The sequence below is a fragment of the Streptomyces sp. NBC_01428 genome (assembly GCF_036231965.1).
In the GTDB taxonomy this organism is placed as follows: Bacteria; Actinomycetota; Actinomycetes; order Streptomycetales; family Streptomycetaceae; genus Streptomyces.
On sequence record NZ_CP109499.1, the window covers coordinates 5,197,067 to 5,209,326 of the forward strand.

Annotated in this window: 9 protein-coding genes; 5 read left to right on the plus strand and 4 right to left on the minus strand. The window is 74.3% G+C overall.

All coding sequences use genetic code 11. The features are described from left to right. The first annotated feature begins 285 nt into the window (after positions 1–285). Entirely contained in the window at positions 286–1,668 is a 1,383-nt protein-coding gene (locus OG406_RS22620) for a PAS domain-containing protein (protein WP_266614629.1), read from the plus strand. Positions 1,669–1,751: 83 nt separating this feature from the next. Here OG406_RS22620 and OG406_RS22625 read toward each other — a convergent pair whose 3' ends face one another. Next, positions 1,752–2,507: an SIS domain-containing protein gene (locus tag OG406_RS22625; RefSeq protein ID WP_329187437.1), complete on the minus strand. Its 756-nt coding sequence runs from the start codon at positions 2,505–2,507 to the stop codon at positions 1,752–1,754. Positions 2,508–2,890: 383 nt separating this feature from the next. Here OG406_RS22625 and OG406_RS22630 point away from each other — a divergent pair, with 383 nt between their 5' ends. Further along, positions 2,891–3,583, plus strand: a complete 693-nt coding sequence (locus tag OG406_RS22630) for a metal-dependent transcriptional regulator (protein WP_081217872.1) — start codon at positions 2,891–2,893, stop codon at positions 3,581–3,583. Between the two features lie 776 nt (positions 3,584–4,359). Continuing rightward, positions 4,360–5,226 (plus strand): alpha/beta fold hydrolase, encoded by an 867-nt coding sequence (locus OG406_RS22635; RefSeq protein ID WP_266847894.1) that lies wholly within the window; start codon positions 4,360–4,362, stop codon positions 5,224–5,226. A 51-nt stretch (positions 5,227–5,277) separates the two neighbouring features. On the opposite strand, the gene OG406_RS22640 is transcribed toward OG406_RS22635, so the two are convergent. The 3 genes from OG406_RS22640 to OG406_RS22650 all read right to left on the minus strand — a co-directional run bounded on the left by OG406_RS22640 (position 5,278) and on the right by OG406_RS22650 (position 8,472). Then, the gene (locus OG406_RS22640) at positions 5,278–6,891 is read right to left on the minus strand and encodes a transporter (protein WP_267051128.1); all 1,614 of its coding nucleotides are present in this window, start codon (positions 6,889–6,891) and stop codon (positions 5,278–5,280) included. After that, positions 6,888–7,685, minus strand: a complete 798-nt coding sequence (locus OG406_RS22645; RefSeq protein ID WP_266614619.1) for an ABC transporter ATP-binding protein — start codon at positions 7,683–7,685, stop codon at positions 6,888–6,890. The genes OG406_RS22640 and OG406_RS22645 overlap by 4 nt, the downstream gene beginning before the upstream one ends. 133 nt (positions 7,686–7,818) lie before the next feature. Continuing rightward, positions 7,819–8,472 (minus strand): bifunctional DNA primase/polymerase, encoded by a 654-nt coding sequence (locus OG406_RS22650; RefSeq protein ID WP_329187441.1) that lies wholly within the window; start codon positions 8,470–8,472, stop codon positions 7,819–7,821. 306 nt (positions 8,473–8,778) lie between these two features. Between OG406_RS22650 and OG406_RS22655 the strand changes: the two genes are divergently transcribed. Further along, positions 8,779–10,164, plus strand: a complete 1,386-nt coding sequence (locus OG406_RS22655) for a transcriptional regulator (protein ID WP_266614616.1) — start codon at positions 8,779–8,781, stop codon at positions 10,162–10,164. Positions 10,165–10,532: 368 nt separating this feature from the next. Next, entirely contained in the window at positions 10,533–12,245 is a 1,713-nt protein-coding gene (locus OG406_RS22660; RefSeq protein ID WP_329187443.1) for a hypothetical protein, read from the plus strand. Positions 12,246–12,260 lie beyond the last annotated feature (15 nt).

Below are 12,260 nucleotides of genomic sequence, written 5' to 3' on the forward strand. Positions count from 1 at the left end.
GCGCGGTGGGTAGGCGGCGGGAACGTCGAGGAGGGTGACGGTGGTGACAGAGCGTGCTGCGCAACGTGCTGAGCTGGGCGTCCAGGGTCGTGAGCCCGGTGGGCCGGGGCTGTCCCGCGAGGTGGGCCGGGGGCTGCTGGGACGGGCGGGACGGGAATCCGGGGTGCAACGATTTCGTCCAATCTTCGGGGAAGTAGCTGTGGGCTGGGTCACGTTCGAGTTGAATGAGAGTCGGCGAGCGAACTGTCGAGCCGTACACGCGGACGCAGCCTGCAGGGGGTCCAGGTGAGTGCTTCCCGGCGTAGTGGGACCACCGACGAGCTGGGGCCCGACGAGCCCGAGCGGGACGGTTCGGATCTCCTGGCCGCGCTGCTGGACGGCATGGACGCGGCCCTGTGCGCGTTCGACGCCGACGGAGTCGTGACGCACTGGAACCGCGAGGCCGAACGCATCCTGGGCTGGACCGCCGCCGAGGCGGTCGGGCGGCACGGGTTCGCGGGCTGGGCGGTGCGGACCGCGGACGCCGAGGAGGTCGAGACCCGGCTGCTGTCCGCGATGGAGGCGCCGGGCCGGCAGGTCCACGAGTTCGCGCTGCTCACCAAGGACGGCGGCCGCGTCCTCGTGCGCACCCAGTCCGCCGCCGTACGCGGCCCGGACGGCAAGCCCGCCGGGGTGTACTGCGCCTTCAGCGAGGTCCACGCGCAGATCGACCTGGAACGGTCCATAGCCCTGAGCGAGGCCCTGTTCGAGAACGCCAGCTGGGGCGTCGTCCTCGTCGACGCCGACCTGCGGCCCGCCGTGGTCAACGCGCACGCCGCGCAGGCTCTCGGCACCGGCCGCACCTCCGTCCTCGGCCGCCCCCTCGGGGAACTGCTCTCCCAGGGCGTGGAGGAGCTGGAGAGCGCCCTCACGCACGTCCTGGCCGAGGGCGCGCCCCCGGCCCCCGCCGAGATGTGGGTGAGCGTGCGGACCCCGGAGGGCGACACCCGCAGGTGCTGGCGCAGCGGCTTCCTGCGGCTCTCCTCGCCGCTCGCGGAGGAGCCCGTGCCGCTCGGTGTCGGCTGGCTCTTCCAGGACGTGACGGAGGCCAAGCAGACCGAGCAGGAGGCGGCGCTGCTGCGCTTCCGCTCCAACCAACTGCACCGTGCCGCGCGCGCCGCCGCCGAGTGCGAGGACCCCGGCGAGGCCGCCACCGTCCACCTCGACTTCTCCCTCGCGGGCTTCGCCGACCACGCCCTGGTCGACCGGGTGGCGGGCGGATTCCTCCAGGACGACGACGTGCCGGTGCGGCTCGTCCGCGCCGCCGCGACCCCCGCCGGTGCCCCCGGGCCGAGCCTGCTGACCGGCAAGGCCGGGCTGCCGGTCAGGTACGCGGACGGGCACCCGGCGTTGCAGTGCGCGGAGCGCTCCGGATCGGTGCGGGCCAGCGCGGGCACGACCGACGCCGAGCAGGCGCGCGGCTGGGCGCTCGCCCGGCAGTGGCCGCCGGACGCGGTGCACTCCCTGTGCACGGTGCTGCGCAGCCGCGGGCGGACGCTGGGCGTCGTGACGTTCCTGCGCGGCGCGGGCCGCGGCCGCTTCGAACGCGCCGACGCGCGGTACGCGGAGGACGTGGCCGTACGGATCGCGTCCGCCCTGGACCTGGCGGACCGGATCGCACGGCCCTGAGCCGCCGGGCCCGGCCCCGGCGGGCCCTTCCGGGCGGCTCCGGCCTCTCGGGAGCCGGGGCCGCGCGGGCCGCGGGCGCCGGGTCAGCGGCGGTAGAAGATCCGGTCGCCGTACTCGGTCATGACCCGGCCGTTCCACTCGTGGCCGCCGTCGACGTTGCCCGAGCGCAGCAGCGGCGGCTCGATGCCCCGGTCGGCGAGGGCGCCGGCGGCGGTGGCCATGACGGCCTGGAGGAGAGCGGTGGTGACGACGGTGGAGGCGGGCGCGAACGGTGCCTCGATGGTGTCCAGGGTCAGCTCCGCGTCCCCGACGGGGATCCGCGAGTCGAGGACGATGTCGCAGTGGTCCTTGAGGTAGGTGCCCGAGACGTGCCGTGACGTCGTCTCGGTGGTGTAGGCGACGGAGGTGACACCGATGACCTTCACCCCGAGGGCGCGGGCGTTCATCGCCATCTCCACGGGCAGCGCGTTGCGCCCGGACAGCGAGATGATCACCAGCAGGTCGCCGGAGCGCAGCGGGCTGGAGTCGAGGACGGCGCCGGCCAGCCCGTCGACCCGCTCCAGGGCGGAGCCCAGCGTGGCGGGCATGACGTCGACGCCGACGACGCCCGGCACGGTCAGCAGGTTCATCAGGGCGAGACCGCCGGCCCGGTAGACGATGTCCTGGGCGGCGAGCGAGGAGTGGCCCGCGCCGAACGCGAAGAGCCGGCCGCCCTCGGTGACGGTGTCGGCGACGAGCGTCCCGGCCGCCTCGATGTCGGCGGCGCCCTCGTCGCGCACCCGCTGCAGCAGACCGATCGCGGCGTCGAAGAACTGCCCGGCCAGCTTGCTGTCGCTCATCGGCGAAGCCCCTTAGAAGTCTCGTCGGCTCGGAAGTCCCGGACGTCCCGCCGGCGTCGGCCCGGTGCCGGGCGGTGTCGGCTCCGGGCGGGCGCGCGGCCGGACCGGTGCGCCGGTGCGGCCGTACTCCCGTCGTGTCGCGGATCACGTTGCGGTCTGGACCAGTGCCCTGTCAATACGGCCTGCGGGGCGGGCCGGGGCGCCGCGGCCGGGGTGCGGACGGGCGTCCGGATGCCGGGACGGCGGCCCGCGCGGGGCATCCGGCAGCGTGCGGTTGCGACGGCGAGGCACGCTTGTCAGTGCTATGCGTCAGAATTGAGTTCAGGGCCAGCGCACACGCCGGTGGATGTCGAGTCTCCGGCAGAGCTAATCAAGGGGCATGAATGTCCGGACTGATCGACACCACGGAGATGTATCTCCGCACCATCCTCGAGCTGGAGGAGGAAGGTGTGGTCCCCATGCGCGCCCGCATCGCGGAGCGGCTCGACCAGAGCGGCCCGACGGTGAGCCAGACGGTGGCGCGCATGGAGCGCGACGGCCTGGTGGCGGTCGCCAGCGACCGGCACCTGGAGTTCACCGACGAGGGCCGGCGGCTGGCCACGCGCGTCATGCGCAAGCACCGGCTCGCCGAGTGTCTCCTCGTCGACGTGATCGGCCTGGAGTGGGAGCAGGTGCACGCCGAGGCCTGCCGCTGGGAGCACGTGATGAGCGAGGCGGTGGAGCGCCGCGTCCTGGAGCTGCTGCGCCACCCGACCGAGTCGCCGTACGGGAACCCGATCCCGGGCCTGGAGGAGCTGGGCGAGAAGGACGGCGCGGACCCGTTCCTGGACGCCGGCATGGTCTCGCTGGCCGAGCTGGACCCGGGTCTTGACGGCAAGACGGTCGTCGTCCGGCGGATCGGTGAGCCGATCCAGACGGACGCCCAGCTGATGTACACGCTGCGGCGGGCGGGCGTGCAGCCCGGTTCCGTGGTCAGCGTGACCGAGTCGGCGGGCGGTGTGCTGGTGGGCAGCGGCGGCGAGGCCGCGGAGCTGGAGTCCGAGGTCGCCTCGCACGTGTTCGTCGCCAAGCGCTGACACCCCGCCCGCGCAGGCGCCGGCCTCCGGGCCGGCCCACCGCCCTCCCGGGCCGCGCCGCTCCCTTCGGCGCTCCCGGGCCTCCGGTACCCGCGAGGGGCAGGTCCCGGGTGCCGGCCGACGGACCGGCGTGCGCCGGTCCCGACGCCGGCACCCGGGTGCCCGCCGCGCGACGCGTCAGGCCGCCGTCCTGCCCGCCACCGGACACGCCAACTGCTGGGACGCCAGAGGCAGTTGTGACGCCCGGGAGAGCTGGCCGAAACCAAGATTCAGTGTGCGGAATCGCAGCGCCGGGACCGTTTGCGTGCGAGGCTGTCGCGTGAGGCATATGACCTGAGGGCTCTTGACCGTGTCCGGGAGCGACGGTGTGCGGTCGGGGAGGGGGCGCAAGGATGTGCCGCAGACGTGGAGAGGGCCCCGGCGCCGCATGGCGCCGGGGCCTGTCCTCCCCCGTCATGACCCGGAGCCCCGAGCTCCCAGGGTCATTCCCTTCGGACCGGTTTCCCCGAGCGGTCCGCCCCCCGCTGAAGATCTCCCCGCGAGGGCGGCGGCCAATCCCCCGGGGTGGTCACTCGAACGAGGGGTGTTGTGGCCGGAAAGGCCAGTTTCGAAACCCCATTCGATAACGTGGCGTCGTGGCGGGAGGACCGGGAGAGACCCCAGGGACACACCGAGCAGCAGACCAGCAGGAGCAGCGGCAGGAAGCGGTACGAGTGGACCGGCCGGGTCGAGCGGGAGCGGGCGGGTCCGAGCGAGCCAGGGGGGTGCCATTACCGATGGTGCGGCGCATCGACGTGACGGGAGCGGGCGGTGTACGCCTCGCTGCCTGGGAGTTCGCCGATCCTCCCAAGACCGACCAGCCGAGGGCCTCCGAGGCGCCCGGCGTGCTGTTACTGCACGGCCTGATGGGCCGCGCCTCGCACTGGGCGTCCACCGCCCGCTGGCTCTCCGAGCGGCACCGCGCCGTCGCGCTCGACCAGCGCGGACACGGCCAGAGCGACAAGGCCCCGGAGGCCGAGTACACCCGTGAGGCCTACGTGGAGGACGCCGAGGCCGCCCTCGACCAGCTCGGTCTCGGACCGGCGGTCGTCATCGGCCACGCGATGGGCGCCCTGACCGGCTGGCAGCTCGCCGCCAAGCGCCCCGACCTGGTCCGCGCCCTGATCATCTGCGACATGCGGGCCTCGGCACTGGGTGCCGCCTCGCAGCGCGAGTGGGAGGACTGGTTCAGAGCCTGGCCCGCCCCCTTCGCCACCCTCGCCGACGTCCGGAAGTGGTTCGGCGAGGACGACCCCTGGGTGGAGCGCCGCACCCCCTCCCGCGGCGAGTTCTACGCCGAGGTGATGCACGAGTCCCCCGACGGCTGGCGCCCCGTCTTCGAACCCCGCCAGATGCTCAAGTCCCGCCAGACGTGGGTGTACGACGCGCACTGGGAGGAGCTCGCGCAGGTCCGGTGCCCCGCGCTGGTCGTGCGCGGCCTCGACGGCGAGCTGGGCCGCGCCGAGGCCCAGGAGATGGTCCGCGTCCTGCCCCGCGGCCAGTACGCGGAGGTCGCCGACGCCGGCCACCTCGTGCACTACGACCAGCCCGAGGCGTGGCGCGTCGCGATCGAGCCGTTCCTGGACGGCGTCCTCACCGGCTAGCCCGTGTCCGCGACGTCCCGCCTGCCCGGACCCGCACGTCCGGACCGGCGGCTACCCCTTGCTGACCGCGGCCAGGATCTCCGGCAGCCGGCGGGCCGTCCGGGGCGCCGCCAGACGCAGCCCCAGCAGGGTGATCAGGGCGCCGTAGAGGGCCCCCAGGGGCAGCAGCAGCCAGTTCCACCGGTCCCCGTCCGCGCTCACGTTCAGCCAGATCGTCAGGGCGATGACGGGAGCGGACAGCAGGGCGGCCGAGACCATCCCGCCGAAGATGGCGATCCAGGCGAGACCGGCCTGCCCGGGCGCCACGTTCTTGTAGCCCTCCTGCGGGATGGAGTACGGGAAACGGGCCGAGGACCAGGCCCCGGTCGCCAGCATCGCCCCGAGCAGCGCGAACGACAGGCCGAGTACCTCCGGCAGCTGCCGCCAGGCGCCGAGCAGCGCGGTCGTCAGCACGCTCACCAGCGTCGCGTACGGCAGGGTGATCAGCAGCAGGGCCAGCGCCCGCCCGCGCAGTTCGACGTAGGCGTCCCGGGACGAGGAGATCGTCATCGCGACGATCCAGAACGCGGACGTGTCCTGCCCGAACTGGTTGTACATCTGGATCCCGAGCATGCCCGCCGCGAAGCACGCGAAGTAGGCCGAGCCGGTGCCCTGCAGGGCGTTGAACACCGGCACGATCAGCCCGATGGCCAGCGACGTCACCCAGGCCGCCTTGGTCTTCGGGTCGCGCCACACGTAGCGGAGGCTGCGTTCCATGACCGTGCCCGTGCGCCCGGCCGGCAGCAGCCGCCCGAGCCCCGAGGACCCCCGCTCCCGCGCGGCGGGCTCCGCGGCCTGGAGCGTCGACCCGTCCGGGGAGGTCATCAGCCGCGTCAGATGGCGGGACCACAGGGCCAGCAGCCCCGCCAGGGCGGCCCCGCACAGCGCCAGCTGCACGACCGCGCTCCCGTACGACCCCTCGCTCGCCGAGTCCACCGCGCCGATCGCCGAGGCGGGCGGCACCCAGCGCAGCACATCCGCCGCCGGATCGAGGGCCGACAGTCCGCCCGACGAACCGAGGCGCTGGGCGCCGAAGTTGACCAGCTGCGCCCCGACCGCGACGACCAGGCCGCTGAGCACCGCCAGGTCACGGCCCTTGCGGCTCGACAGCAGCCGGATGTTGGCCGCCGCGACCGCCCGTGCGAGGGCCACGCAGACCAGCAGGGCGAGGACGACCCCGACGACCGCCGTCACCCAGGCCGTGGCCCCGTGCGCGACCGAGATCACCGAACCGGTCAGCAGACACAGCGTGAACAGCGGTCCGACGCCGACCAGGGACGCGACCAGCAGCGCCCGGACCAGTGGCTGCGGGCGCAGCGGCAGCATCACCAGACGCGTCGGGTCGAGGGTCTCGTCGCCGCTGGGGAAGAACAGCGGCATCACGGCCCAGCCGAGCGCCAGCACCGCGACCAGCGGCAGCGAGACGGCGGCGGCGTGCGCGTTGCCGCGCAGCGCGATCAGGCCGAGCAGCTGGAGCGCCGCGACCAGCAGGGCGACGACGACGGAGACGATGTACGCGGCCCGCCGCCCCCCGGACTGGCGCAGCCCGTTGCGCAGCAGGGAGAGTTTCAGACGGACGACGACCGGGGTGATCGACGCGGCGGAGACGTCCGGGACGGTGGTCATCGCGCGGCCCCGCCGCCCAGCCAGTCCAGATCGGTCACCGTGTCGCGGCCGTGGGCGCCGACCAGCTCCAGGAACGCCTGCTGGAGCGAGGGCGCGTCGCCGCGCACCTGCGCGAGAGGGCCGTGCGCGCGGATGCGGCCGGCGGCCATGACGGCGACCCAGTCGCACAGCGACTCGACGAGTTCCATCACATGGGAGGAGAAGACGACGGTCGCGCCGGAGGCGGTGTACCGCTCCAGGACACCGCGGATGGTCTGCGCGGACACCGGGTCGACGCCCTCGAACGGCTCGTCCAGGAAGAGGACTTCGGGGTTGTGCAGCAGGGCGCAGGCCAGACCGATCTTCTTGCGCATGCCGGTCGAGTAGTCGACGACGAGTTTGTGCTGGGCGCCCGCCAGGTCGAGGACGTCGAGGAGCTGCCCCGCGCGCTTGTCGACCTCGGCGCCCGGCAGTCCCCGCAACCGGCCGGTGTACGCGAGGAGTTCGCGTCCGGAGAGCCGCTCGAAGAGCCGCAGCCCCTCCGGCAGCACACCGATCCGCGCCTTCACCGCCACCGGGTCGCGCCACACGTCGTGCCCGACGACCTCGACGACGCCCTGATCGGGCCGCAGCAGCCCCGTCACCATCGACAGGGTGGTCGTCTTGCCCGCCCCGTTCGGCCCGACGAGCCCGATGAACTGTCCGGCGGGCAGGTCCAGATCGATGCCGGCGACGGCGATCTGCTCCCCGAACCGCTTCCAGAGCCCGCGCACCCGCACGGCGGGCACCCCGTCGTCCTTCGCTCCCTCGCTCATACACGCACCCTAGGGCCCATCCGCCCCAACGGGGACTACGAGAGGCGGGCAGCCCGGCCGCTCGGGAGAGACGGCGTGCCGAAGTCGCCGGAACGTTCGTCCCGGCGTCCCGGACGCTGCCGCTTCGCCGGGCCTACCGGTCCCGGCCGCAGGCGTAGGCGAGGGGGGAGATCAGCTCCTCCGCGTCGGGCAGCCACCGGTTCGCCGGCGTCGGACGGCACGCCCACTGCACGGCGCCCCGCGAACCGAAGCGGGTGGGCGGCGCCGCCACGTACGCGCCCTCGCCGAGCGCGACCAGGTCCAGGGAGGCGGGCGGCCAGCCCAGCCGGCGGACGAGGTCGGGGACCTTCGCCGTGGCACCGGGAAGGACGAAGAAGTGCATCCGCCGGTCCGGGGTGCACGTCACGGGCCCGAGGGTGAGCTCCATCCGCTCCATCCGGGCGAGCGCCAGGAACCCGGCCGACTCCGGCACGTCGATCGCGTCGAACGTACGCCCCGTGGGCAGCAGGATCGACGCCGTCGGCTGCTTCGACCACAGCCGCCGCGCCACGGTCGCGCTGCCCGTCGCCTGGGTCGCCCAGTCGTCGCGCGCCGGATGCGCCCCCGGCACGGCACAGGTCGGCTCGCCGCAGGAGCAGCGCTGCACCCCGTCGACTGCTTCCAGCCAAGTGCCGGGGAACACGTCCCAGTGGCGCTCCTCGGCATAGCGCACGGCGGTTTCCTGCAGCGACTCGCCACGCTGCTGGGGGATCTGCGCGGTCTCGGTGCCTGCGATGGTCTCTTCCACGTGGAACTCAACTCCCCGGCCCACCTCGGGTTACGGGGGACACGCGCGCGAGGGCGGGGCATCGATTCCCCGCCCGGGGCGCATGGATGCACGTGCGGGGGCGCGCGGGAGGAACGGCAGCCGGGAGTGGGTAACCAGGGGTGGGGTTCGGGCAACCGTCCTTACCCCGGCAATCCTCACATGTCCCGCATCTTCGGCATGTCCGCGGGGCATTGATCTTCCCGGCCGACTTCTTTCGGTGGGTGGGCCGGCGAAGACACGTCAACTCGGTGCGTGGGCAGGCACCGCAGCCACAGGGGGTACGCCATGGCCGCAAGGCCGCTCATCGCCAGGCAGCCGAACGAACGGCTCCAGGCGCTCATCCAGGAGGCGGGCTGCTCGAACGCCGGGCTGGCCCGCCGCGTCAACATGTGCGGTGCCGAACACGGGCTCGACCTGCGGTACGACAAGACGTCGGTGGCGCGCTGGCTGCGCGGCCAGCAGCCGCGGGGGCGGGCTCCGGCGATCATCGCCGAGGCCCTGGGACGCAAACTCGGCCGGACGGTCACGATCGACGAGATCGGCATGGCCAACGGCAAGAACCTGGCGTCCGGCGTCGGCCTCCAGTTCTCGCCGACCGTGCTGGGCGCCATCGAGCAGGTCTGCGAGCTGTGGCGCAGCGACGTCGGGCGGCGCGACTTCCTGTCCGGGTCGTCCGTCGCCGCCTCCGCGCTCGTCGAGCCGAGCCGCGACTGGCTGATCTCCGGTCCGGACGCGCAGGTCGCGCGCTCGGCGGGCCCGCGCGTCGGGCACTCCGACGTGGCGGCGGTCCGCGCGATGACCCAGGCGCTCGTCGAACTCGACCACCAGTACGGCAGCGGACACGTGCGCCCGGTCGTCGTGCACTACCTGAACAGCGTCGTCTCCGGGCTGCTGGCCGGCTCCTACCGTGAGGCGGTCGGCCGCGAACTGTTCGCAGCCGTGTCCCGGTTGACCGAACTCGCCGGCTACATGGCGGTCGACACCGGCCAACCCGGTCTCGCCCAGCGGTACTACATCCAGGCGCTGCGGCTCGCGCAGGCCGCCGGCGACCGCGGCTACGGCGGTTACGTGCTGGCCGCGTCCATGAGCCACCTGGCCGCCCAGCTCGGCAACCCGCGGGAGATCGCGCAGTTGGCGCGCGCGGCCCAGGAGGGTGCGCGCGGTCGGGTGACGCCGCGCGCCGAGGCGATGTTCCTCGCCGCCGAGGCGCGCGGGCACGCGCTGATGGGCGACGCGCGGGCCGCGCAGTCGGCGTCCGGACGGGCCGTCACCGCGCTGGAGGGCGCCGACGCGGCCTCCGGGGACGACCCGACGTGGATCGCGCACTTCGACGAGGCCTACCTGGCCGACGAGTTGGCCCACTGCCACCGCGACCTCGGGCAGGCCGAGGCCGCCGCGCGGTGCGCCGAGCAGTCCCTCGCCGGGCACCCCGAGTCGCGAGCCCGCCGCCGCGCCATCGGCTACGTCCTGCTGGCCTCGGCACAGGTCCAGCAGCGCGAGATCGAGCAGGCCTGCACCACCGGACTGCGGGCCGTCGAACTCCTCGGCACCCTCCGCTCCAACCGCGGCGCCGAGTACCTGGACGACCTCCAGCAGCGCCTGGAGCCGTTCCGGGACGAGGCGGTGGTGCGGGAGTTCGGGGCGCGCATGGAGTTGCAGTCGGCGGCCTGAACGGACGCGTGGGGCGCGTGGGTTGAGTGGTGCGCCCCGAAGGGCGGGTGCCGCGCGGGACGGGGTGGGGGCGCACGGCGTGTGCGCCCCCGGTCCGGTGCGCCGGTGCCGCCCCCGTGCGGTGCGGTGTGCGTCACGCCGCCTGCCGTGCGGGGCCCGCCGGTGAACTTTCGGCCGGTGTCCGCGTGAACACCGGGAGAACGCGGGCGCCGTGGGGGAACGGGGTGAGATACAGCGCATTCGGGGGCGGTTTCGTTACCCGTGTCACAGGGTGCCCGGGTCGCGTCCGGTGCTGCGTGGCACCGGCCTGTTGGGACCCGGTAGCGTGAGCCGACGATTCCGAAGGTCCCCCATTCGTAGGAGTCCCGGTGACGCAGAGTGGACAGGGCGAGGAGCCCTCGGCGCGGCCCGCGCGCGAAGGCATCGTGCTGCCCTCGGACGGTGGCGAACCGCTGCTGCCGGGCACCACGGGTGACCGTGCCGTCCCGGCGGGCGGCCAGGCCTGGGGCCGCCCGTGGGGCCCCGACCAGCCGGCCGGCCCGCCCCCGCAGTCCGGCGACGGCTGGGGAGCGCAGGGCCAGGGCGGCCAGACCTGGGCGGCCCCCGAGCAGTCCGGCTCCGCACCCTCCGCCCAGGAGTGGGGCACCGCCACGCAGGCGGGCTCCCACGGAGCGCAGGGCTGGCAGCAGCCGTCCGGCGCGGGCCCGCTGCCGCCCGAGGGCGCGCAGTCCTCGTACGGCGGGCAGGACGGCTACGGCCACGGCACGCACGGTGCGCACGGCGCCGGGGCGACCGGGGGCTACGACGCGTACGACGGGTACGGCGCCGCGGACGGGCAGCAGGGCTCGCACGCCCGGCACGGCCGGTCCGACGCGCAGCCCGCGCCGCTGCCGCCGGCCGCGGACGAGGGTGCCACCCAGTACATTCCGTACATACCGGCCGGGCCGGGTGGTGACGAGGGGGCGACCCAGTTCATCCCGCCCGTCCCCGCGGCGCCGGACGAGGGCGCCACGCAGTACATACCGCCCGTCGGACCGGGCGCGCTGCCGCCCGAGGTCCAGGGCGCCGACGCGACGCGCTACCTCGGACGCACTCCGCAGGACGGCTCCGGCTCGCTGCCCCCGGCAGGAGGCTCCGACGCCGATCCCACCCAGTTCATGGCTCCCGTGCCGGCCCAGCCCGCCGACTCCTACGGGGTGCGCCAGGGCGCACCCGAGGAGCGGCAGCCCCCCGCGGAGTTCGACAACCTCTTCCGCAGCGAACCGGACGCGCCCCCCTCGACGCAGCAGCTGCCGCGCTTCGACCCCGCGGCGCCGGCCCCGCACGGCGCGCACGACCCGTACGGCACCCCTTCCGCTCCGGACGCGCCCGGCGCGTACGCCCCAGCCGGCCGGGCGGCCGCCCGTCGTGGCGGCCCCTCGGACCACGACGGCCAGGGCGGCGGTGGCAGGAGCCGTTCGCGTGTCCCGCTGATCGCCGCGGTCGGCATCGGCATCGTGGTCCTCGGGATCGGCGCGGGCGCCCTGCTCAGCGGCGGCGGGGACGACGACGCGAAGGGCGACACCGGCAAGACGGTGTCCGCGACCGCGCCGGCGTCGGAGGGGTCCTCGGCCCCGGCCGCCGACCCGGTGAAGGCGCAGGCGGTCGAGCTCGACAAGCTCCTCGCCGACAGCACCAGCAGCCGCGACTCCGTGATCAAGGCCGTCGGCGACGTGAAGGCGTGCCGGAACCTCGACCAGGCCGCGGGCAGTCTGCGCGACGCCGCCAAGCAGCGCGGCGAGCTGGTCACCCGGCTCTCCGGCCTCACCGTCGACAAGCTCCCGGACCACGCCGGACTGACCGCCGCGCTCACCAGCGGCTGGAAGGCCTCCGCGTCGGCCGACAACCACTACGCGGCCTGGGCCGACCAGGCCAAGGGCCGCAAGGGCTGCCACAAGAACCAGGCCCGCACCACCGGGCAGACCCTGGCGGGCAACCAGGCCAGCGGCACGGCCTCCGCCCAGAAGGAGAAGGCCGCGCGGCTCTGGAACTCCATCGCCTCGAAGTACGGGCTGACCCAGCGCACCCGCACCCAGCTCTGACGGCCCGCACCCAGC

What these genes read in the sequence shown, in the direction of transcription:
- OG406_RS22625 (WP_329187437.1), bottom strand. Translation starts at nt 2,507, where the DNA reads ATGAGCGACAGCAAGCTGGCCGGGCAGTTCTTCGACGCCGCGATCGGT.
- OG406_RS22630 (WP_081217872.1), top strand. Translation starts at nt 2,891, where the DNA reads ATGTCCGGACTGATCGACACCACGGAGATGTATCTCCGCACCATCCTC.
- OG406_RS22635 (WP_266847894.1), top strand. Translation starts at nt 4,360, where the DNA reads ATGGTGCGGCGCATCGACGTGACGGGAGCGGGCGGTGTACGCCTCGCT.
- OG406_RS22640 (WP_267051128.1), bottom strand. Translation starts at nt 6,891, where the DNA reads ATGACCACCGTCCCGGACGTCTCCGCCGCGTCGATCACCCCGGTCGTC.
- OG406_RS22645 (WP_266614619.1), bottom strand. Translation starts at nt 7,685, where the DNA reads ATGAGCGAGGGAGCGAAGGACGACGGGGTGCCCGCCGTGCGGGTGCGC.
- OG406_RS22655 (WP_266614616.1), top strand. Translation starts at nt 8,779, where the DNA reads ATGGCCGCAAGGCCGCTCATCGCCAGGCAGCCGAACGAACGGCTCCAG.